Source organism: Amycolatopsis sp. (assembly GCF_035546795.1).
Lineage (GTDB): Bacteria > Actinomycetota > Actinomycetes > Mycobacteriales > Pseudonocardiaceae > Amycolatopsis_E.
Genome location: NZ_DASZWC010000056.1, coordinates 77,883 through 99,945, shown reverse-complemented (window position 1 = coordinate 99,945; position 22,063 = coordinate 77,883). Strand labels below are relative to the sequence as shown.

General features: G+C 68.4%; 20 protein-coding genes and 1 other RNA gene. 5 read left to right on the top strand and 16 right to left on the bottom strand.

Features of this window, described 5'->3' with window-relative positions:
* Both VHD82_RS29235 and VHD82_RS29230 read right to left on the bottom strand, forming a co-directional pair.
* A partial coding sequence (locus tag VHD82_RS29235; protein ID WP_325711153.1) for an aspartate-semialdehyde dehydrogenase occupies positions 1–934 on the bottom strand: 934 nt, incomplete at its 3' end.
* Positions 934–2,196 carry an aspartate kinase gene (locus VHD82_RS29230; protein ID WP_325711150.1) on the bottom strand — a complete coding sequence of 421 codons (1,263 nt, stop codon included), beginning with the start codon at positions 2,194–2,196 and terminating at the stop codon, positions 934–936. The genes VHD82_RS29235 and VHD82_RS29230, both read right to left, overlap by 1 nt.
* 239 nt (positions 2,197–2,435) lie before the next feature.
* Between VHD82_RS29230 and VHD82_RS29225 the strand changes: the two genes are divergently transcribed.
* Together VHD82_RS29225 and VHD82_RS29220 are read left to right on the top strand one after the other, a co-directional pair.
* Positions 2,436–3,494, top strand: a complete 1,059-nt coding sequence (locus VHD82_RS29225; protein ID WP_325711147.1) for a hypothetical protein — start codon at positions 2,436–2,438, stop codon at positions 3,492–3,494.
* A 254-nt stretch (positions 3,495–3,748) separates the two neighbouring features.
* Positions 3,749–4,339, top strand: a complete 591-nt coding sequence (locus VHD82_RS29220) for a nitroreductase family protein (RefSeq protein ID WP_325711144.1) — start codon at positions 3,749–3,751, stop codon at positions 4,337–4,339.
* Here VHD82_RS29220 and VHD82_RS29215 read toward each other — a convergent pair.
* Positions 4,336–4,722, bottom strand: a complete 387-nt coding sequence (locus VHD82_RS29215; protein WP_325711141.1) for a hypothetical protein — start codon at positions 4,720–4,722, stop codon at positions 4,336–4,338. The genes VHD82_RS29220 and VHD82_RS29215 overlap by 4 nt on opposite strands.
* Positions 4,723–4,936: 214 nt before the next feature.
* Here VHD82_RS29215 and leuA point away from each other — a divergent pair, with 214 nt between their 5' ends.
* On the top strand, positions 4,937–6,715 hold the full coding sequence (gene leuA / locus VHD82_RS29210) for a 2-isopropylmalate synthase (RefSeq protein WP_325711138.1): 1,779 nt from the start codon (positions 4,937–4,939) through the stop codon (positions 6,713–6,715).
* 54 nt (positions 6,716–6,769) lie between these two features.
* On the opposite strand, the gene VHD82_RS29205 is transcribed toward leuA, so the two are convergent.
* Positions 6,770–7,666: a LysR family transcriptional regulator gene (locus tag VHD82_RS29205; RefSeq protein ID WP_325711135.1), complete on the bottom strand. Its 897-nt coding sequence runs from the start codon at positions 7,664–7,666 to the stop codon at positions 6,770–6,772.
* Positions 7,667–7,743: 77 nt separating this feature from the next.
* On the opposite strand from VHD82_RS29205, the gene VHD82_RS29200 reads away from it, so the two are divergent.
* Positions 7,744–8,667, top strand: coding sequence for an EamA family transporter (locus VHD82_RS29200; protein WP_325711131.1), 924 nt, complete (start codon positions 7,744–7,746; stop codon positions 8,665–8,667).
* On the opposite strand, the gene VHD82_RS29195 is transcribed toward VHD82_RS29200, so the two are convergent.
* The 9 genes from VHD82_RS29195 to VHD82_RS29155 all read right to left on the bottom strand — a co-directional run bounded on the left by VHD82_RS29195 (position 8,607) and on the right by VHD82_RS29155 (position 16,884).
* Positions 8,607–9,266 (bottom strand): DedA family protein, encoded by a 660-nt coding sequence (locus VHD82_RS29195; RefSeq protein WP_325711128.1) that lies wholly within the window; start codon positions 9,264–9,266, stop codon positions 8,607–8,609. The two genes, VHD82_RS29200 and VHD82_RS29195, sit on opposite strands and share 61 nt — an antisense overlap.
* 48 nt (positions 9,267–9,314) lie before the next feature.
* The gene (locus VHD82_RS29190; RefSeq protein WP_325711125.1) at positions 9,315–10,415 is read right to left on the bottom strand and encodes an ABC transporter ATP-binding protein; all 1,101 of its coding nucleotides are present in this window, start codon (positions 10,413–10,415) and stop codon (positions 9,315–9,317) included.
* Complete coding sequence (locus VHD82_RS29185; protein ID WP_325711122.1) at positions 10,412–11,407, bottom strand: ABC transporter ATP-binding protein; 996 nt, start codon at positions 11,405–11,407, stop codon at positions 10,412–10,414. Before VHD82_RS29185 ends, VHD82_RS29190 begins: the two co-directional genes overlap by 4 nt.
* A 2-nt stretch (positions 11,408–11,409) precedes the next feature.
* On the bottom strand, positions 11,410–12,339 hold the full coding sequence (locus VHD82_RS29180; RefSeq protein WP_325711119.1) for an ABC transporter permease: 930 nt from the start codon (positions 12,337–12,339) through the stop codon (positions 11,410–11,412).
* Positions 12,336–13,340 (bottom strand): ABC transporter permease, encoded by a 1,005-nt coding sequence (locus VHD82_RS29175; protein ID WP_325711116.1) that lies wholly within the window; start codon positions 13,338–13,340, stop codon positions 12,336–12,338. Before VHD82_RS29175 ends, VHD82_RS29180 begins: the two co-directional genes overlap by 4 nt.
* 193 nt (positions 13,341–13,533) lie before the next feature.
* A complete protein-coding gene (locus tag VHD82_RS29170; RefSeq protein WP_325711113.1) occupies positions 13,534–15,201 on the bottom strand; it encodes an ABC transporter substrate-binding protein in 1,668 nt (555 codons plus the stop codon).
* Between the two features lie 193 nt (positions 15,202–15,394).
* Positions 15,395–15,919, bottom strand: a complete 525-nt coding sequence (locus VHD82_RS29165; RefSeq protein ID WP_325711104.1) for a uridine kinase — start codon at positions 15,917–15,919, stop codon at positions 15,395–15,397.
* Positions 15,909–16,505: a recombination mediator RecR gene (gene recR / locus VHD82_RS29160; protein WP_325711101.1), complete on the bottom strand. Its 597-nt coding sequence runs from the start codon at positions 16,503–16,505 to the stop codon at positions 15,909–15,911. The genes VHD82_RS29165 and recR overlap by 11 nt, the downstream gene beginning before the upstream one ends.
* A 10-nt stretch (positions 16,506–16,515) precedes the next feature.
* Positions 16,516–16,884, bottom strand: a complete 369-nt coding sequence (locus VHD82_RS29155; RefSeq protein WP_325711098.1) for a YbaB/EbfC family nucleoid-associated protein — start codon at positions 16,882–16,884, stop codon at positions 16,516–16,518.
* Between the two features lie 328 nt (positions 16,885–17,212).
* Here VHD82_RS29155 and VHD82_RS29150 point away from each other — a divergent pair, with 328 nt between their 5' ends.
* Positions 17,213–17,848, top strand: a complete 636-nt coding sequence (locus VHD82_RS29150) for an N-acetylmuramoyl-L-alanine amidase (protein ID WP_414637591.1) — start codon at positions 17,213–17,215, stop codon at positions 17,846–17,848.
* Between the two features lies 1 nt (position 17,849).
* On the opposite strand, the gene VHD82_RS29145 is transcribed toward VHD82_RS29150, so the two are convergent.
* From VHD82_RS29145 to VHD82_RS29135, 3 genes are all read right to left on the bottom strand, one after another.
* Entirely contained in the window at positions 17,850–19,880 is a 2,031-nt protein-coding gene (locus tag VHD82_RS29145; RefSeq protein WP_325711091.1) for a DNA polymerase III subunit gamma and tau, read from the bottom strand.
* Positions 19,881–20,053: 173 nt separating this feature from the next.
* Positions 20,054–20,150: signal recognition particle sRNA small type (ffs, locus tag VHD82_RS29140), an RNA gene on the bottom strand.
* 10 nt (positions 20,151–20,160) lie between these two features.
* Positions 20,161–22,059: a glycosyltransferase family 39 protein gene (locus VHD82_RS29135; protein WP_414637590.1), complete on the bottom strand. Its 1,899-nt coding sequence runs from the start codon at positions 22,057–22,059 to the stop codon at positions 20,161–20,163.
* Positions 22,060–22,063 lie beyond the last annotated feature (4 nt).

Below are 22,063 nucleotides of genomic sequence, written 5' to 3'. Positions count from 1 at the left end.
CGAGCACCGAGCTGACGAACGCGGTCGGAGCGCTGACGAAGGCGCAAGACCAGATCGGGTTCGGGACGTCGGCGACGACCACGCCCGGTGCGGCACCGAGCAACTCAAGCGCGCGCTCCACCGTCAGCGACGAGGCGAACTCGGCGTTGATCGACAGCGAGTGGCCGGTGAACACCGGCACCCGCACACAGGTGCCCGACACCAGCAGCGACGGAATCCCGAGAATCTTGCGACTCTCGTTGCGCAGCTTTTGCTCCTCGTCGGTCTCGAAGCTGCCGTCGTTGACCATCGAGCCCGCCAGCGGCACCACGTTGAACGCGATCGGCCGCACGTACTTGACCGGCTCCGGGAACGACACCGCCGACCCATCGTGCGTGAGGTCGGCCGCCCGGTCGAAAACTTGGCGGACTTGCTTGTCGAGCTCCTCGACGCCGGCCAGCCCGGATCCCGACACCGCCTGGTACGTGCTCACGACCAGCCGCACCAGACCAGCCTCGTCATGGAGCGGCTTCAGCACCGGCATCGCGGCCATCGTGGTGCAGTTCGGGTTGGCGATGATGCCCTTGCGCGCGTCCTTGATCGCCTGCGGGTTCACCTCGCTCACCACGAGCGGGACGTCCGGATCCAGCCGCCAGGCCGAGGAGTTGTCGATCACCTTCGCGCCCGCGTCGGCGAAGCGCTGTGCCTGAGCACGGGAAGTGGCGCCACCGGCGGAAAACAGTGCGATGTCCAAACCGGACGGATCGGCCGTCGCCGCATCCTCCACCACGATTTCCTGATCACGCCAGGGAAGTTTCGTACCCGCGGACCGTGAGGAGGCGAAGTAGCGGATCTCGGCGACCGGGAAGTGCCGCTCTGCCAGCAACTTCCGCATGACGCCGCCGACCTGACCGGTGGCACCGACCACGCCGATCCGCAAACCGTTTGCTGCCATCAGCGACCACTCCCCGCGTAGACGACGGCTTCCTCGTCGCCGCCGAGTTCGAATGCGTCGTGGATCGCGCGCACAGCGTCATCCAGCTGCGCGTCGCGGATGAGCACCGAGATCCGGATCTCCGAAGTGTTGATGATCTCGATGTTGACGCCGACCTTCGCCAGCGCTTCACAGAACGTCGCGGTGACGCCGGGGTGCGAACGCATGCCCGCGCCCACCAGCGAGACCTTGCCGACCTGGTCGTCGTAGAGCACCGTGTTGAAACCCAGCTCCGCCTTGAGCTTCTCCAGCTCGCCGACCGCCTTGGGGCCGTTGGCCTTGGACAGGGTGAAGGTGATGTCCGTGCGGCCCGCGGTGTTGGACACGTTCTGCAGCACCATGTCGATGTCGATCTCGGCGGTGGCGATGGTCCGGAAGATCCGCGCCGCGGCGCCGGCGTGGTCGGGCACTCCGGTCACCGTGATCTTGGCCTCGGACCGGTCGTGCGCCACTCCGGTGATCAACGCTTGTTCCACGGGGATCTCCTCAATCGAGCCGGTCACCGTCGTGCCCGGCTTGTCACTGTAGGAAGAACGGACGCGAATCGGTACTCCATATCGGCGCGCGTACTCCACCGACCGCAGGTGCAGGATCTTCGAACCGCTGGCCGCGAGCTCGAGCATCTCCTCGTACGGCACGGTGTCGAGCTTCTTGGCGTCCGGCACTATTCGCGGGTCGGCGGTGTACACGCCGTCCACGTCGGAGTAGATCTCGCAGGCGTCCGCGTTCAATGCGGCGGCGAGTGCGACCGCGGTGGTGTCCGAACCGCCGCGGCCCAGCGTGGTGATGTCCTTGGTGTCCTGCGAGACACCCTGAAATCCCGCCACCAGCGCGATGTAGCCCTGCTCGAGCGCCTCGGTCACGCGGCTCGGCGTCACGTCGATGATCCGCGCGTTGCCGTGCACCGCGGTGGTCACCACCCCCGCCTGAGAACCGGTGAACGACCAGGCTTCCGCGCCGTGCGCGGAGATCGCCATCGCCACCAGCGCGTTGGAGATGCGCTCACCCGCAGTGAGCAGCATGTCCATCTCGCGCTCCGGCGGGACCGGGTTGACCTGCTCGGCGAGGTCGAGCAGCTCGTCGGTCGTGTCGCCCATCGCGGAGCAGACGACGACCACGTCGTTGCCCGCCTTCTTGGTGGCGACGATGCGCTCGGCCACCCGTTTGATCCGATCGGCACTTTCCAGCGACGAACCGCCGTATTTCTGGACCACCAGCGCCACGACTATCGGACCTCCTAGGTGCGCGTTTCAAAGAAGCCTACCGGGGGAAGCGTGCAGGGCCACCCAACTGTGTGGCGCCGACCACTCCGGTCACAGCCGGTAACTGACTTCGTGAGAAAATCACCAACGTGCTCGACGTCGCCGGAAAGTCCGTGTTCACCTCGTCCGGAACCGGGCGAACGGAGAGATGGCGACCTTTCGTCCCGGCCGCGATCTTTGTCGGGATCCGGGCGCTGGGTGTGGCGGTTCTCGCAGTCATGTCACCGGCCGGGCTCGTCGACCGGCTGACCGCGTGGGACGGCATGTGGTACCTGCGAATCGCGGCGGGCGGGTACGACCTTGGCGCGTTCCTCGACGCGCAGGACCATCCCAACCCGTACACGCCTCGCGCCTTCTTCCCCGGCTACCCGGTTCTCATCGACTGGCTCTCCCGCACGACTGGGGCCGGGCCGGTCGCCGCCGCGCTCATCGTGTCCGCCGTCGCCGGGTTGTTCGCGGCCTACGGGCTGGCCCGGCTCGGCCGTATCGTCCGCGGCGGCTCGGCGCGCGCTGGGTACCTCCTCGTCGCGCTCTTCGCGTCGGCGCCGATGGGGATCGTGCTCTCGATGGCGTACACCGAAGCGCTCTTCTGTGCTCTCGCCGTGTGGGCGCTGATCGGGGTGCTGGAACGGCGCTGGGAACTGGCGGGGGTGTGCTGCGCGCTGGCCGGACTGGTCCGGTCGTCGGCGTTGGCTCTCGCGTTGGCGGTGATGCTCGCGGCGCTGGTTTCCGTGCGAACCGATCGCTGGCGCGCGGCGCCGGCGTTAGTGCTGGCGCCGACGGGGCTGGTCGCTTACCTGTGGTGGACCGGGCTCCGCGTGCGGCCCGAAGCGGGCTTCACCGACCAACTGCGCACGTGGTCCGATCTCGAATGGCAGGGCTGGGCGACGAAGTTCGACGGCGGCGCGGCGACCTGGCGGTTTTTGGGGCAGGCGCTCACTTCCGATGCCGGGATGAGCCTGCTCACGGTCGCCGTGCTCGGGGGCAGCGTGGCGCTGTTCGGTATTTCGTCGTGGCGACGGCTGGAATGGCCGCTGCTGGTCTACGGGGCGCTGGTACTCGTGATGTGCCTGGGCACGAGCAGCCTGATGCACGCCAAACCGCGGCTCCTGCTGCCCGCGTTCACCTTGCTGATCCCGGTGGCGATCGGCCTGTCGAACCGGCGGACGAGCACAGCCGTGTTGACGGTGGCCGGGGCCGCGATCCTGAGCGCCTGGTTCGGCGGATACGCACTCGACGTGTGGAAATACGCGATCTGACTGACAATGCCCCAGGGGAAGGGGCCTGATGGAGCCGGAAATCGCGTCCCGCCGGGTGTTCCGGCGGGTCGTTTGCGCGCGCTGCGGCGAGCGCCGGACCGAGCTGCGCGTATTCGGCACCAGTCGCGAAGACGACCGCGGGCGGCCGAAATCGCGGTTGCGGATTCGCCGGGAACTACGCGATCAGGCGAAAGCCTGGCATCCGGACACAGTGTGCGATCGCTGCCGCCGGGCCTGTGGAAGTATTCGGCCCGATGCGGAAACCAGCTGACAGCAGCGCGCCACTCGCCGAACTGATCGGGGAACGGTGGAGTCCGCGCGCGCTCGACGAGACCGGCGAAGTCACCTGGGACCAACTGCGCGCGCTGCTCGAAGCCGCGCGCTGGGCGCCCTCGTTCGGCAACACGCAACCCGCGCGGTTCCTGGTGGGCAGACGAGGCGACGAGACACACCGCAAGATCCTGGGCACGCTGACCGAACGGAACCAGGCGTGGGCGCAGCGCGCCGGCGCACTGCTGGTCGCGATCATGGTGACACGCAACGAAAAGGGCGAGATCCCGTACGCCGAGTACGGGCTCGGCCTTGCCGGGCAGAACCTCGCGCTGCAGGCCGTGCACGAGGGCCTCGTCGCGCACCAGATGGCGGGCTTCGACGCCGAAGCGGTGCGCGCCGCCTTCGACGTGCCGGCCGAAGCAGTGCCGCGCGTGGCGATCGCCATCGGCGTGCAGGGCGAGCCCGACGTGCTCGGTGAGGAACGCGCGGTGAGCCGGGAGCTTGCGGAGCGCAAACGCTTGCCGCTGCAGGAGATCGCCTTCACCGGCGGCTGGGGCAAGCCCGCGTTCTAGGAGGTCGCGCCGCCCACCCGGCGGATGATCCTGGTGACGATGCTCGAGACGATCAGCCAGAACAGCGCCGCGATGCCGTAGTTCACCAGCACGCGGAGCTTGGCGTCGTTCGGCTCGAAGAGATCCTTGAACCCGATCGCCAGGCTGTCGGCCCACCCGCGAACCCACGAAACGATCCCGTTGTCCGGATTCGCCCCACCCACGGTGAAGATCACGTGCAGGACCAGGATCACCGCGAAGATCAGGCCGACCCACCGGACGATGCCGGCGAGCAGGCCCACCCCGGTGTCCTTGATCTTGCGCCAGTCCACGTCAGACCCACTCTTGGCGTGGGTCTTGGTCTCGGCGAGTTCGTTCTCGCTGCCCTCGGCGTGCTCGGCCATGTCGGAAGTGTGGCACGTCCCGTGGCAGTTGACTACCAGCCAGTAATGAAAGGGGCTCATTTCCATCATCAACTTCCCGCGGCTACAGTGAGGTACATGGCGCGTGCTCTCCTGCTTCGCTGCCGCGACGGGGCCTGATCAGGCCGGCCCCCCGTCGCGGGGCCTTGTCACGCCGCCGGTCACCTTCCTTTAGACCCGGCAGGAGAGACAGTTCATGACCACGCCCGAGCCCGCCAAGACCACTCGTATCCGCAAGCCGTCCCGGCCCGCCCGCGAAGGCCAGCCCAGCTGGAACCCGCAGCGTGGCACCTCGATGCCGGTGCACCGCTACAAGCCCTGGTACAAGCTGGTCGAGGACATCGACGTACCGGACCGCACCTGGCCGGACAAGCGCATCGAAGCCGCCCCGCTGTGGTGCGCGGTCGACCTGCGCGACGGCAACCAGGCGCTGATCGACCCGATGTCCCCGGCCCGCAAGCGCAAGTTCTTCGAGCTGCTGGTGCGCATGGGCTACAAGGAGATCGAGGTCGGGTTCCCGGCCGCGAGCCAGACCGACTTCGACTTCGTCCGCGAGATCATCGAAGAGGACGCGATCCCCGACGACGTCCGGATCCAGGTGCTGACCCAGTGCCGCCCGGAGCTGATCGAGCGCACCTTCGCCTCGCTGGAGGGCGCCCCGCAGGCGATCGTGCACATCTACAACTCCACCTCGATCCTGCAGCGTCGTGTCGTGTTCCGCGAGGAGCGCGAGGGCATCAAGAAGATCGCGCTGCAGGCCGCCGAGCTGGTGACCGAGTACGCGCAGAAGTACTCCGACACCGACTTCCGCTTCCAGTACTCGCCGGAGTCCTACACCGGTACCGAACTGTCGTACGCCGCCGAGGTGTGCAACGCGGTCACCGACATCTGGCAGCCGACCCCGGCCCGGCCGGTGATCCTGAACCTGCCGGCCACGGTGGAAATGGCCACTCCCAACGTCTACGCCGACTCGATCGAATGGATGGGCCGCAACCTGGAGCGCCGCGACTCGGTGATCCTGTCGCTGCACCCGCACAACGACCGCGGCACCGGCGTCGCCGCCGCCGAGCTGGGCTACCAGGCCGGCGCGGACCGGATCGAGGGCTGCCTGTTCGGCAACGGCGAGCGCACCGGCAACGTCGACCTGGTGGCGCTGGGGATGAACCTGTTCAGCCAGGGCATCGACCCGCAGATCGACTTCTCCGACATCGACGAGATCAAGCGCACCGTCGAGTACTGCAACCAGCTGCCCGTGCCCGAGCGCAGCCCGTGGGGCGGGGACCTGGTGTTCACCGCGTTCTCGGGCAGCCACCAGGACGCCATCAACAAGGGCTTCGACGCGCTGCACCGCGCCGCCGAGAAGGAGGGCGTGCCGGTCGACGAGTACCCGTGGGAGGTGCCGTACCTGCCCATCGACCCGAAGGACGTCGGCCGCACCTACGAGGCCGTCATCCGGGTGAACTCGCAGTCCGGCAAGGGCGGCGTCGCATACATCATGAAGACCGAGCACCAGCTCGACCTGCCGCGCCGGCTGCAGATCGAGTTCTCGCAGGTCGTGCAGCGGCACACGGACAGCGAGGGTGGCGAGGTGGACCCGGCCACGATGTGGCACGCGTTCTCGGCCGAGTACCTGGAGCGCGAGACCCCGCTGCAGCTGATCAGCCAGCACGTCACCGCGAACGGCCAGTACAACCTGACCGCCACGGTGCGGGTGGACGGTGACGAGCACGAGATCACCGGCACCGGCAACGGCCCGATCGCGGCGTTCTTCGACGCGTTGGCCACCATCGGGTACGACCTCCGGCTCATGGACTACAGCGAGCACACGATGACCCCGGGCGACGACTCGAAGGCGGCCTCGTACATCGAGTGCGCCATCGACGACAAGGTCTACTGGGGCGTCGGGATCGACGCGTCCATCGTGACCGCGTCGCTGCGGGCCGTCGTTTCCGCGGTCAACCGCGCGAACCGCTGAGCGATCCGGGGTGGGGCGCCGTGCGGCGCTCCACCCTTTGTCCTTTGTGGACCGTCACTTCGTGAGGGCGTCGGATTCCTCGACCATCGTCCGCAGGACCGTGGCGACGGCCGGCCGGGAATCGGCGCCGATCCGGAACACGGCTTCGATGTGGCGGGCCGCGCGAATCCCGGCAAGAGGGCGGCGAAGCAGGCTGTCCTGCCAAACGGTGTAGCGCGGCAGCAAGGCGATTCCGTGCCCGGCGGCAACCAGCGCGCCGATGATCTGGAAATCGTTGATCCGGTACACCACACGCGGCCGGATGCCGGTGCGGGCGGCGATGGAACGCAGCACATCGTCCACCGGAAAGCCGACGTCCACACCGATCCAGCGCTCCTCCGCCAGTTCGGCCAGCTCCACCCGCTCCCGGGTGGCGAGCCGGTGCCCTGGCGGCAACGCCACGTCCAGCGGTTCGCGCAGCAGCGGCACGGTACTCAGCCGGCTGGACCCGAACGGCTCGGCGCTCTCGTCCCGGTGCGTCACCACGATGTCGAAATCCGCGGCCAGCGCGGGCACCTCGGGCGGGGTCATGTCCACGTCCCGCACCTCCACGTCGAGCCCCGCCACGGCGTCGAACCGGTGCAGCAGGCCAGGCAACAGCATCAACCCCGCCGACGGGAAAATCGCCACCCGCACCCGGCCGCGCGGGGAGCTGCGATACGTGTCGAGCTCCGCTTCGGCGCGGCCGAGCGCGGCCAGCACATCGTCGGCGCCGGCAACCAATGCGTGCCCCGCGTCGGTGAGCCGGATGCCGCGGCCGGCGGGCTCCGTCAGGACCAGCCCGACCTCCGCGGCCAACGCGCGCAGCTGCTGTGAGACCGCCGAAGGCGTGCAGTGCAGGGCGCGTGCGGCGGACGTCACGCTGCCCCTGTCGGCAAACTCCCGCAACACCCGTAACCTGCCGATATCCACAACTCTGAAGCGTAACTGAAGAGTCATTGAAAATAATCTCGATTGTCCTTCAAAGTTAGTCCACGCAAGCTGGACGAGTGCCGTCCCGTGATCGCCTGCTCGCCCTGTTCGTCGTCGTGCTCTGGGGGCTGAACTTCCTCGCCGTCCACGCGATGCTCGGCCACTTTCCGCCGTTGTTCGCCGGCGGCCTGCGCTTCCTGGTGATCGCCATCCCGACCGGGCTTTTCGTGCCCTGGCCCAAGGTCAAACTGCGCTGGCTGCTCGGCTACGGCCTCGGGTTCGGCACCGGCCAGTTCGCGTTCCTGTTCATCGCGATGAACATCGGCATGCCCACCGGGCTGGCTTCCCTCGTGCTGCAGGCGTCGGCCCCGTTCACCGTGCTGCTCGGCAGCGTCTTCCTCCGTGAACGGCTCTCCCCACGACAGCTGATCGGAGTCTGCCTCGCCGTCGCGGGGATGCTGGTGATCGCCTTCCACCAAGCCGAAAACGCGGTCCTGCTGCCCGTGCTGCTCACGCTGTTCGCCGCGCTGAGCTGGGCCGCCGGCAACATCTCGATGCGCCGGGCGAACGCGGACAACCCGCTGCACCTGACGCTGTGGATGTCGGTGGTCCCGCCGCTCCCGATGTTCGCCCTGTCCGCCGTCTTCGAAGGACCCACCGCGGACTGGCATTCGCTGACCACGCTCGGCACCTCCAGCGGCTGGGTCGGGCTCGGCGGCTTCGCCTACGTGGTGTTGCTGGGCACGATCGTCGGCTCCGGCATCTGGAGCACGTTGATGCGCCGCAACCCGGCAGGCGTGGTCGCACCGTTCTCGCTGCTGGTGCCCGTGGTCGGGATGTCCGCGTCGTTCCTGCTGTTGGACGAGCGGCCGGCGCTGGTGGAAATCCTGGCCGGGGTGGCGATCGTCGGCGGGGTGCTGTGGGGCTCGCGGAAACCGCGTCAGCGCTCGACGGAAGCGCGCTCTTCCTCGGAGGGCGAGGAAGAGCTGGCCGTCTCGTGACCGCGGCCCATCCGTTTCTTGATCACCAGGCTGACGATGATGCCGACCACCACGGCCACGCCGAGCGCGGCGTAGGAGAACCGGGACAGCCACTTCTCCGCGACCACGCCGAGCGTGTACACCAGCGCCGTGGTGCCACCGGCCCAGACGATGCCGCCGAGCGCGTTCGCGGTGAGGAACCGCGCGTAGTGCATGTGCAGCGAACCGGCGAGCGGCCCGCACAGGATGCGCAGGATCGCGACGAACCGGCCGAAGAACACCGCCCACATGCCGCGTTTGTGGAACAGCCGTTCAGCACTCGCGACGTGTTCGGGCCCGAAGTGCTTGGGGAACTTCCGGCCCGCCCAGTCGAACAACCGCTGGCCGCCCTTGCGGCCGATCAGGTAGCCGATGCTGTCCCCGATGATCGCGCCGGCGCTGGCGACGCCGCCGATGATCCACGGGTTCAGCCCCGCGTGGTGCGACGCGAGCAAGGCCGCGCTCACCAGGACGATTTCACCGGGAAGGGGGATGCCGAGGCTCTCCACCCCGATCACGAGACCGACCGTCACATAGACGAGGAGCACCGGAATCGCAGCCAGCCACGCGTCGATGTGCATACGTGCAGCCCCCTCTTCACCGACATTTCTGGCGCAAGGCTACCCGTCTCAGGGCTCGAGCAGTTCGGCGACGGAAGACGCGTGGGTGACGGTCGGCCCGGCGCCCGCGTCCGCCTCGACCAGCTCCGCGCGCACTTCGTGCGGGGTGATCAGCCCGGCCCGGATGTCCTCCGCGTAGTGGCAGGCCACCCGGTGTCCCTCGCCGATCTGCCGCAGCTCGGGCCGCTCGGTGTCGCACCGCGTCTCCTGCCGCCACGGGCAGCGGGTGTGGAACCGGCAGCCCGGCGGCGGCGCGGCAGGCGAAGGCAGGTCGCCGGCGAGCAGGATCTGCTCCCGCTGGTCCTCGACCTCAGGATCGGGCACCGGGATCGCCGACAGCAGCGCCCGCGTGTACGGGTGCAGCGGATCGGAGTAAAGCGTCTCCGAGTCGGTCTCCTCGACCAGCGAACCCAGGTACATCACGCCGATCCGGTCGGAGATGTGCCGCACCACGGCGAGGTCGTGCGCGATCACCAGGTACGTCAGGCCGAGCGTGTCCTGCAGCTCTTCGAGCAGGTTCAGCACCTGCGCCTGCACCGACACGTCGAGCGCGGACACTGGTTCGTCGGCCACGATCAGGTCCGGTTCGACAGCCAGCGCCCGCGCGATGCCGATCCGCTGCCGCTGCCCGCCGGAGAACTCGTGCGGGTACTTGCGCAGCGAGTTCACCGGCAGGCCGACCGCGGAAAGCAGTTCCCGCAAGCGTTTGCCGGTGGCCTCCTTGCCCTTGTCGAGGCCGTGCGCGCGCATGCCCTCGATGAGGATGGACTCCACCGACTGGCGCGGGTCGAGGCTGGAGAGCGGGTCCTGAAACACCATCTGCATCCGCCGCCGCATCTTCCGCAGCGACTCGCCCTTGAGGGAGGACACGTCGGTGCCGTCGAACACCACCCGCCCGCCGGTCGGCTCCACCAGCCGGAGGATGCCGCGGCCAAGGGTGGTCTTGCCGCAGCCGGATTCGCCGACGAGCCCGTAGGTCTCGCCGCGCTGGATCTGCAGGTCGACGCCGTCGACCGCGTAGACGTGCCCGACCGTCCGGTCGAACACCAGCCCGCGCTTGATCGGGAAGTGCACCTGGAGGCCTTCCACCGTGACCAGCGGTTCGGTCATACCCCTACTCCCTGCCTGGCGCTGACCGGGCCGACCGGGTTGTGGCAGCGCAACATCCCGCCGTTGTCGGACACGAGTTCCGGGGCCACCTCCCGGCAGCGGTCGAGCGCGTTGGGGCAGCGCGGCGCGAACGCGCAGGCGTGCTCCCACGGAATGTTGTCGGCAACGGATCCCTTGATCGGCACCAGTTTCTCACCTCGCGGCGCGTCGAGGCGCGGGATGGATTCCAGCAGCCCGTGCGTGTAGGGATGCCGGGCCTGGGAGAACAGCGCGTGCCGCTCGGCCCGTTCCACGACGCGGCCGCCATACATCACGTTGACCTCGTCGCACAGCCCGGCGACCACACCGAGGTCGTGCGTGATCATGATCAGCGCCGTGTCGGTGTCGCGCACGAGTTCCGACAGCAGTGCCAGGATCTGCGCCTGGATCGTCACGTCCAGCGCCGTCGTCGGTTCGTCCGCGATCAGCAGCCGCGGCCGGCACGCCAGCGCGATCGCGATCAGCGCGCGCTGCCTCATCCCGCCGGAAAGCTGGTGCGGGTACTCGGTGAGCCGCCGCTTCGGGTCCGGGATGCCGACCCGGTTCAGCAGGTCGGTGGCCTCGACCGACGCCTCCTTACGCGACATCCCGCGATGCCGTTCGAGCACCTCGGTGATCTGCAGCCCGATCGGGACGACCGGATTCAGCGAGGACAGCGGGTCCTGGAAAACCATGCCGAGGTCCCGGCCGCGCCGGTCCCGCAACTGCTTGTCCGACAACGTGAGCAGATCGGTGCCCTCGAACGACACCGAACCGCCCACCTCCGCGCCGCGTTTGGGCAGCAGGCCCATGATCGCCAGCGCGGTCACCGACTTGCCACTGCCGGACTCGCCGACGAGCCCGACCGTCTGGCCGGGTTCGACATCGAACGTGACCCCGTCCACCGCGGTGAACGGCCTGGTTCCCTTGCGGCGGAACGTGACCGACAGGTCTCGTACCTCGAGTAGTGCCACTGTTACCGCCTGTTCTTCGGGTCGAGCGCTTCGCGCAGCGACTCGCCGAGCAGCGTGAAACCCAGTGCCACCACGATGATCGCGATGGCCGGGTAGAACGCCAGCTCGGGTTTGACGTCCAGATATCCCTGCGAGTTGCCCAGCATCAGGCCCCACTCCGCCCGGCTCGGGTCCGGGTCGCCGAGGCCGAGGAACGACAGCGCGGCCGCGTCGATGATGGACGTCGCCAGCGTCAGCGTGGCCTGCACGATCACCGGGCCCACCGAGTTCGGCAGCATATGCCGGAACACGATGGTGCCGCGTTTCACGCCCAGCGCCGTCGCCGCCAGCACGTGGTCGCTGGAGCGCTGCGCCAGCATCGCCCCGCGCAGCAACCGTGCGAAGATCGGCACGCTCACCACCGCGACCGCGATGATGACTGTCCATTGTGAACCGTGCGCGAACAGTGCGGCGATCGAAATCGCCAGCAGCAGCGAGGGAATCGCCAGCAGGATGTCGGTGAACCGCATCAGCAGCGTGTCCACCCAGCCGCCGAACGCTCCGGCCAGCCCGCCGATGGTCATCCCGACCACCACGCCGATCAGCGTCGCCACCACGCCCACGATCAGCGTCTGCTGCGCGCCGACCAGCAGCCGCGAGAAGAAGTCGTAGCCGTTCTGGTCGCTGCCGAGCAGGAAACCGGGCATCGGCCCGGGGATCGAGTCCGGCCGCAGCTGGTTCTTCAGCTCGTCGTAGGGGATGGACGGGTCCTTGGGCGCGAGGAAGGGAGCGAGAATGGCCAGCAGCACGAACAGGAGGGTGATCACCGCACCGGTGATCGCGATCGGGCTGCGGGCCATCCGCCTCACCGCGTCCGCGGCGAGACTGGTGCCGCCGGAGGCGGCGAGGTCGTCGATCTTCTCCGCCTTGCGGCGCAACAGTTTCGTACTCATCGCACCCGCACCCTCGGGTCGATGATCGCGTAGGAGATGTCGACGAGCAGGTTGACCAGCACGTACACCAGCGCGGCCAGCAGCAGCAACGCCTGCAGCCGTGGATAGTCACGCCGTTCGATGCCCTGCGCGAGCAGGTAACCGAGGCCGGGGATGTTGAACACCTTCTCCGTCAGCACCGCGCCGGCCAGCAGCAACCCGGTCTGCAACCCGATCGTCGTGCTGACCGGCAGCAACGCGTTGCGCAGGATGTGCCGGCGCCGGATCACCGGCGCGGTCAGGCCCTTGGATTCGGCGGTGCGCACGAAATCCTCTCCCTGGACGTCGAGCACCGACGCGCGGGTGATCCGCACGATCACCGCGAACGGGATGCTCGCCAGCGCGATCGCGGGCAGGATCAGATGTTTGATCGCGTCCCACGCCGCGTCGAACTCGCCGGTGATGATCCCGTCGAGGACGAAGAACCCGGTGATGTGGGTGGCGTCGATCGTCACGTCCTGTCTGCCGGACGGTGGCAGGATCCCCAGTTTCTGCGCGAAGACGTACTTCAGCAGCACACCGAGGAAGAACACCGGCACCGCGACGCCGACCAGCGTCGTGAGCACGGTGGCACTGTCGAGTATCCGGCCGTGGAAGCGCGCGGCGACGTAGCCGAGCGGGATGCCGAACACGACAGCGAGCAGCAGCGCGCACACGGAAAGTTCGATCGTGGCCGGCAGCGCCCTGCCGACCTCGGCCAGTACGGAATCCCCGCTGATCAGGGAACTCCCGAAGTTCCCGGTGGCCACTCGGCCGAGGAACTTGAAGTACTGCACGAAAATCGGCTGGTCCAGACCCATGATCCGGTTCAGGTCGGCGAGTTTGGCCGGGGTGGCCTTGTCACCGAGGAGTGCGCCGGCCGGGCCGCCCGGCAGCAACCGCAGCCAGGCGAACACCAGTATCGACAGCACCAGCAACGTCGGAATCGCCTGCAACAAACGGCGAACAACAAATCGCAGCATAAGGTTTCTTGCCCTACTGTGCCTTTCGCTACCAATCCGGCAGCAGCCACGGCGGAAACGGGTGTCTACGAGCAGATCGGCCGGCGGACCGTATCCGCCTACTTTATGTCAGATTGGTACCGACGAGACTTCACGGGAAAGCGCCCGCCCCCGGCGCGAGCCGGGAGGGGCACTTTCCCGCCAGGAAGTCCCGTCAGCCCTTTGTCACCGTGTAGAAACGCTCGTCGGTGAGCGGTGTCGGGATCAGGTTGTGGATGTTGCCCTTGACCACGATCGCCGGCGGGGACGAGGTCAGCGGCACGGCGGGAACGTACTGCGAGATCAGCACACTGGCCTGCTCGTACGCCGTCTTCTTCGCCTCCGGCGTCGTCTGCGCGTCGGCGTTGCCGATGGCGTTGAAGAGGGCCGGGTTGTTGAACCCGAACTCCGCCTTCTGCCTGCCGAAGAACGTGCCGATGAAGTTGCCGGCGTCGGCGTAGTCACCGGTCCAGCCCAGCAGGTGGATGTCCTGCTTGCCCGCCTTCTGGACATCGTCCTTGTAGCCGCCGTTCCACGGTTCCTGCACGATGTTGACGTTGATCCCGACGGCCTTGAGGTCGTCCGCGATCGCGGCGCCGATCTCGACCGGGTTCGGCATGTAGGGCCGCGTCACCTCGGTCGGCACGTAGAAGTTCAGCGTCATCCCCGTCGCGCCCGCCTGTGCGAGCAGGTCCTTCGCCTTGGCCGGGTCGTAGCTGTGTTTCTCGACCGCGTCGGTGTAGCCGGGCACGTTGTTCGGCAGGAACTGCGTCTGCGCGTAGGCCCCGTTGGGCAGCTTGTTCTTCGCGAGCTGGTCCTTGTTGATCGCGTAGTCGAGCGCCTGGCGCACCCGCACGTCACCCAGCTTCGGGTTGTTCTTCTGGTTTATGCCCAGGTACAGGATGTTGAACGCGGGCCGGATCAGCACCTGGTTCCCGCCGTCCTGCAACGACTTGTAGTCCGCCGGGCTCGGGAAGTCGTAGCCGTCGATGGTGCCGGCGGCCAGCTCCTGCTTACGGGCGTTCTCATCCTCGATGATCTTGAAGATGAGCTTCGAGGTCTTGGCCTTGTCACCCCAGTAGTCGTCGTTGCGGACCAGGGTGATCGTCTTGTTCGTCTTGTCGTAGCTCTCGAACTTGTACGGCCCGGTGCCGGTCGGGTGCTCGTTGGCGTAAGCCGGGTACGAGAACGACTCGCCGCTCTGGGTCACGTTGTCCGCGTCGTACTTCTTCAGCGCGTCGGGGCTGGAGATCGACAGCGACGTGAGGCCGAAGGCGTCCGGGAAGGCGCCCTTGGCCTTGTTCAGGTTGAGGACGGCGGTGTAGTCGTCCTTGGCCTCGCACGATTTGTAGACCGGGGAGCCGGTGGCGTCACCCTCGTTCTTCGCGAAACCCTCGAAGACGTCGCCGTAGTAGATCATCTGCGACTGCGCCGCGGCGCCCTTCATGTTGTACCAGCGGTCGAAGTTGAAGCAGACCGCCGCCGCGTTGAAGGGGGTGCCGTCGTGGAACTTCACGCCCTGGCGCAGGGTGAAGGTCCAGGTCTTGGCGTCGGCGCTCGGAGTCCATGCCGTGGCAAGGTCGCCGACCAGCTCGGTGGTACCGGGCTTGTAGGTGACCAGCGTGTCGAACATCTGCCGCGCGGGGCGGAAACTCTCACCGTCGTCGTTGAAGATCGGGTCGAAGTTCTTCGGCGCACCCGCGGCACCGAAGACGAATGTGTCGTTGGCGCCACCACCACCCGAACCGCGTTCGGAAGCGCAAGCCGACATGGCGATCGCCAGCACACCGGCAAGCCCGATCAGGGCGATCCGGCGCAGGCGAGCCACCCGCTGAGGGAGCATGTGAACTCCTTGTAGAAGATGCAGTTAGTGATCGACGACCCTAGCCCGAACCCGGCTTTCGCTTAAGCACCCAAGGTTACGATCGCGCTACGTAAACCGTGCCTCACGCACACGCTGGGGTTATCCGATCACGAAGAGTGCGAACGGCAGCCCATTTGTCCCCTTGGGTCTCACCCGCACGGGGGGCGTACGGTCAGGTACGGTCAGCGGCGAACCAGCCGCGTTCGAACGCCTGCCACCGAACCAGATTCTGTCTGTCGGATTCCCCGTCTCGCGTGACGGCACGCTCGAGGCGGGTGGCGGGACCGGGTTCGTCGATCAGGTACCGGAACGAGAGCCGCGGCCGGATGGAGGCGCGCCCCGAGGAAACGCCTTCGATGACGAGCACCTCCGGCGGCGGCACGGTGACGAGCGCGCCGGGCCGCGGTTCGCCACTGGTCCAGTCCAGCCTGCGGTAGGACCCGTTTTCCCCGCGCGCCAGCGGTTCCAGCACGCCGTCGCGGAGCAACGGCCACCACGCCACCGGGTCGTCCCAGGTGGCGAAATGGTCCGTCGGAATCAGGAAGGTTTCGCGGCCACGGCTGCGCAACTCGTCGCACAACGCGGCGGCGAAGGTCGATTTGCCGGAGCCGGAAGGGCCGTCGATCGCGGCCAGCCGCACCGCGCCGAGACGCGGTGCGGCGGCGAGGATCGCGTCCGCGGCTTCGCTACAGCGCACGCCTGCCGGACAACGCGCGACCGAGGGTCAGCTCGTCGGCGAACTCCAGGTCACCACCCATCGGCAGACCGGAGGCCAATCGGGTGACGCTGAGCCCGGGGAAATCGCGCAGCATCCGCACGAGGTAGGTCGCGGTGGCTTCACCTTCGGTGTTCGGATCGGTGGCGACGATCACCTCTTTGACCTCCTCGCCGCCGATCCTGGCAAGCAGTTCGCGCATCCGCAGCTGGTCCGGACCGATGCCGGACAACGGGTCGAGCGCGCCGCCGAGCACGTGGTAGCGGCCCTTGAACTCGCGTGTGCGTTCCACCGCCAGCACGTCCTTGGGCTCCTCGACCACGCAGATCATCGACGTGTCGCGGCGGACGTCGCGGCAGATCCGGCACTGCTGCTGCTCGGAGACGTTGCCGCAGATCTCGCAGAACTGAACGCCCTCACGGACCTTGCCGAGCACGTCCTGCAGCCGCGCGATGTCGGCCGGGTCGGCCGAGAGCAGGTGGAACGCGATCCGCTGGGCGCTCTTCGGGCCGATACCCGGCAGGTGGCCGAGCTCGTCGATGAGGTCCTGGACTACACCTTCGTACAACCCGGGCGCCTTAACCGAGTCCGGGCAGGCCGAGACCGCCGAGGTCGGGCATGCCGCCCCCGCCGCCGAGCGCGCCTGCCACCGGGCCGAGCTTCTCCTCGGTCAGCTTCTGGGCGTTCTTCGTGGCGTCCCGGACCGCGGCGACCACCAGGTCGGCCAGCGTCTCGGTGTCCTCGGGGTCGACCACCTTCGGGTCGATGCTCAGCGCCTTGAGCTCCATGCCACCGGTGACGGTGGCCTTGACAAGGCCGCCGCCGGAGGTGCCGGTGACCTCCGTGCGCTGCAGCTCCTCCTGCGCGGCGACGAGCTGCTGCTGCATCTGCTGGGCCTGCTGGAGGATCGCCTGCATATCGGGCATCCCACCGCCGGGTTGGACCATGATTGCCGTTTCCGATCCTTCGAGTGCCTGCACGTTTCTAGGTCCAGAGTAGCCGCGCGCGGCGTGTCCGCTGAGGGTGGTGGTGGGCCGGCGGAGCGGGCGTATCTCGCCGGACTGTGACACTGTGTTCGCCGTGCGAAGGCGTGTGTTTCCGGTGTTCCTGGGGTGCTCGATCCTGCTCGCGGGCTGTTCGGACGGTGGTGTCGCCGCCGTGAACACAGCTTCTCCTACGCCATCGCGTGTACCGGCATCCTCGTCGGCTTCGGCGGCGCCACCGCCACCGGCGGCCTCGTCCTCGAAGCCACCGGTCGCGGCGGGCAAGGTCGTGGTGCTCGACCCTGGCCACAACGGCGGCAACGCCAAGGCCCCGTCGGTGATCAACAAGCAGGTCCCGGCCGGGCGTGGCGAAACCAAGCCGTGCAACACCACGGGCACCGCGGCCGACTCCGGCTACACCGAGCACGCCTTCACCTGGGATGTGTCCCAGCGAGTCGGGAATGCGTTGTCAGCAAAGGGAATACAGGTTGTATACACCCGTTATGACGACAACGGCGTCGGCCCGTGCGTCGATAAACGGGCCGAGACCGGCAACAACGCCAACGCGGCCGCGGTGGTCTCAATCCACGCCGACGGCTCGACTTCCGCCGGGGCACACGGTTTCCACGTGTCGTATTCGAACCCGCCGCTGAACTCCGCGCAGGGCCGGCCGTCCATCTCCCTGGCCGACGATGTACGCGACAGCCTGCGCGACGCGGGCTTCGCGACGTCGACCTACCTGGGCACCAACGGCATCTACCCACGTGCCGACCTCGCCGGGTTGAACCTGTCGACGCGGCCGGCGGTCCTGGTGGAGTGCGGAAACATGCGTAACGCGGCGGAGGCGGCCACGATGGCGAGCCCGTCCGGCCGCCAGCGTTACGCCGACGCGATCACCGCTGCCGTGCTGAGTTATCTGGCGGGCTGAGTCAGTCCAAGCGCCGTGCGCCGAGGTGTTCGGCGAGCAGCTGATGCGCGATGGCTTCCGGGTCGAGCTGCTGGACCTTCGCGGCCTCGGCCGCCGTCGGGGTGTCTTCCGCGTCGGCCAGCATGGACTCTTCGTCCTCCGGCTCGGGCGGCAACGGGATGTCCGGCTCGGTTGTCGCCGGCTGCGGGCGCGCCGGGGCGGGCGCGGCGGCAGGCGGCTGGGCCGCGGCGGCAGGCGGCTGGGCCGCGGCGGCCGGGCGCTGGAACGTGCGCTGCGGCGGCTGCGGCGCTTCGCGCTGGGTGGGGCTGGGCTGCGGGCGAGGGCCCGCACCGCTAGGGCGGGCGGAACCACCGCCTCCGCCGTGCACACAGCGCACCTGCCAGGTCCCGCCGAGCACGTCATGCAGCGCGGCGGCGATGAACTCGGCGTTGCGCGGCTCGGAAAGCCTGCGCGCCAACGGTTCCGCGGTGTGCGCGAGCACCACCATCGAGCCTTCGACGCTCTGCACGGTGGCGTTGGTCAGCATCGCTTCGGTGCTGCGACTGGTCTTGCGGATGGCGGCGAGCAGGTCCGGCCAGATCCGGCGAATGGCCGTCGCGTCCACCCCGCCAGGCGATGGCGGCGCGACTTCCTGCAGTGGTTCTTCTTGTACCGCAACGGGTTCCGGCGCCGGCTTGACCTGCTCCGGCTCCGCGCGCGGGGGTTCGGGGGCCGGCTCGGGACGCGCCGTCTCAGGGCGTGCCGGCTCGGCGCCGCGCTGCGAAGGCCGTTGGAAGGAACGCTCCGGCGCGGCGGCCGGGGCGGTGCGAGCCGGTGCGGGAGCAGCGGCCTGAGCGGGCGCGTGACCGTCCACGGCCGGAGCCGCCGGCGCTGCGGTCGCACGACGTTCGACGCGTTCCAGCCGTTGCAGCAGCGAACCCTCGTCGTCCGAAACCGAAGGCAGCAGCATCCGTGCGCACAACAGCTCGAGCAGCAACCGGGGCGCGGTGGCGCCGCGCATTTCGAGCAGTCCACTGTGGATGATCTCGGCGTACCGGGTGAGCGTGGCGAGGCCGATGCGTTCGGCCTGCCCGGACATCCGGGCCAGCTCGTCCTCCGGCGCGGACACCAGGCCACGGGCGGCGGCGTCGGCCACCGAGCGCATCAGCACCAGGTCACGCAGGCGGTCGAGCAGGTCGGACGCGAACCGGCGCGGGTCGTGCCCGGCCTCGGCTAGTTGCTCGACCGTGCCGAACACCGCGCCGGAATCGTCCGCCGCGAGCCCGTCGATCATGTCGTTGATCAACGCGACGTCGGTGACCCCCAGCAGTGCCACGGCACGCTGGTAGTCCACGCCCTTCGGGCCGGCGCCGGCGAGCAACTGGTCCAGCACCGATTGGGTGTCACGCGCGGAGCCGCCGCCCGCGCGGATCACCAACGGGAACACGGCGGGGTCGACGTGGATACCTTCGGCCGCGACGTTGCGCTCCAGCAGCTCCCGCATCGAGCTGGGCGGGATGAGCCGGAACGGGTAGTGGTGCGTGCGCGAGCGGATCGTCGGCAGCACCTTGTCGGGCTCGGTGGTGGCGAAGATGAAGATCAGGTGCTCGGGTGGTTCTTCGACGATTTTGAGCAGGGCGTTGAAACCCTGCGTGGTGACCATGTGCGCCTCGTCGATGATGAACACCCGGTAGCGCGATTCCGCGGGCGCGTAGAAGGCTTTGTCGCGGAGCTCGCGGGCGTCGTCCACACCACCGTGGCTGGCGGCGTCGAGCTCGGTGACGTCGATGCTGCCGGGCCCCTCGGGTGCGAGCGCCTTGCACGAATCGCATTTACCGCACGGGTCGGGAGTCGGGCCTTCGACGCAGTTGAGCGAGCGCGCCATGATGCGGGCGCTCGACGTCTTACCGCAGCCGCGCGGGCCGGAGAAGAGGTACGCGTGGTTGATGCGCCCGGAAGAGAGGGCCGTCCGCAGCGGTTCGGTGACGTGCTCCTGCCCGACGACCTCGGCGAAGGTCGCCGGCCGGTACTTGCGGTAAAGAGCCAGAGCCACGCCGCGAGACTACCGTCCTTCCCGCCGAAGCCGACGGCCGATGCTGGTGTCAGCCGCCCGGTGCCGCTCGCCAGGGCGAGGAGCTCGCACCGTGGGGTTTGGGGGCTCGGCCCCCAAACTCGATCAGAAGCCCCTTGTTTCTCCGGGAAAGGCGCGCCAGCACCGAACAGGAGAAACAAGGGGACCCCCGCACCCGTCAGAGCCTGCTTATCCTTGCTGCCTTCCGGCCCTGGGGAGGTTCACAGGATGGACGCCGCGGGGGTCCGCCTCACAGTGTAGGTCAGGAACCCGCGAGGGGTTTCGTCAGGTCGTACACCGTCGTGCCGCCGACCGTGGTGGAGGTGAAGTTCGCCTGCACCCACGACGCGATCGACTCGGTGCCGCCGGTGCTGCCACCAGCACCGCCGAAACCACCGCCGCCGCCCATCCCGCCGGACACGTAGTACGTGATCTGCTTGTCCTGCACGTACTGCTTGAACTGGTCCAGCGTCGGCGCCGGGTCACTGCCGTTGAACCCGCCGATCGCGATCACCCACTTGTCGGAGTTGAGCGCGAGGCCGGCCGCGGACTGGGAACCGTTGGTGGCCGCGGCCCACTTCGTGGTGGTCGCCTTGAGCAGGTTGATCACCTCGGCGTTGGACTGACCTTCGCCACCAGGCCCACCGCCCATCCCGCCACCGCCGAAGCCGTCCATGCCACTGCTGGTCGGGCCGGACGTGGGAATGGAACCAGTGTGCGGCAGGCTCGCCGTCTCCACGGCGTACGCGGTGGTGCCGAGCATGCCGGTGATGAGCGCGCCGACGCCCAACACGGTCCCAGCCCGCCGGATGCGGTCCGCGCCGAACAGCAGCCCGGCCACGAAGATCGCGGTGAGCACGAGGATCACGTACCGCAGCCACGGCTGCCAGGACGAAACCCGTTCCAGCAGAATGAAGTTCCAGACACCAGTGGCCGCGAGCATCAGCGCCAGCGCGACGCGCGCGGGGAAGTTGTGCCGTCCGCGCCACAGTTCGACCGCCCCGATGCCGATGAGTCCGCCGATGCCGGGCGCGAGCGCCACCGTGTAGTACGGGTGGATGGTGCCGCTCATGTAGCTGAACACCAGCGCAGTCACGACCGTCCAGCCGCCCCACAGCAGAAGCGCCGCGCGTGTGCGGTTGGTGCGCGGCGAGAACCGCGTGAACCACAGCCCGGCGACCAGTGCGATCACCGCGGCGGGCAGCAGCCAGGAAATCTCCGAGCCGAACGAGGCGCCGAACATGCGGGTGATGCCGGTGTCGCCGCCGAACATCGAGTTACCGCCACCGCCGCCACCGCCGCGGTTGCCCTCACCGCCGAAGATCCGGCCGAGACCGTTGTAGCCGAAGGCGAGTTCCAGCGCGCTGTTGTCGGTCGAACCGCCGATGAACGGCCTGCTCGACGCCGGCCACAGCGCCACCACCGCGACGTACCAGCCCGCGGACACGAGCACCGCGGCCGCGGCGGCCAGCACCTGCAGGATCCGCTTGCCGAGCCCGGTCGGCGCCGCGACGAGGTACACCAGCGCGAAAGCGGGCAGCACCAGGAAAGCCTGCAGCATCTTGGTGATGAAGCCGAACCCGATGGCGACGCCGGCGAGCACCAGCCACCACGTGCCTGCCTTGTCCAGCGCGCGCACCGTGCAGTACGCGCCGAGGGTCATCAGCAGCACCAGCAGCGCGTCCGGGTTGTTGAACTTGAACATCATGGCCGCGACCGGGGTCAACGCCAGCGCGGCGCCGGCGAGCAGCCCGGCGCCAGGGCCGTTGGTGCGCCGGACCGTCAGGTAGAGCAAGCCGACGGAGCCGACGCCGCACAGGGCGTTGGGCACCAGCATGCTCCAGCTGGAGAAGCCGAAGATCCGCCCGGACAGGCCCATCAGCCAGATCGCGCCCGGCGGCTTGTCGACAGTGATGATGTTGCCGGGGTCGAGCGACCCGAACAGCAGTGCTTCCCAGCTCTTCGTCCCGGCCTGGACCGCCATCGCGTAGAAATCGTTGGCGTAGCCGGAAGCCCCGAGGTTCCACAGGTACAGCGCGGCGGTCGCGAGCAGCAGAACAGCCACGGAGGGGCGGACCCACCGTGGCCGGTCTGTTGCGCGCGTGGCTGCGACGGGGCCGGACCCCACAGACCGGGGTGGTGCGGCGGACGCAGTCGTCATCTGC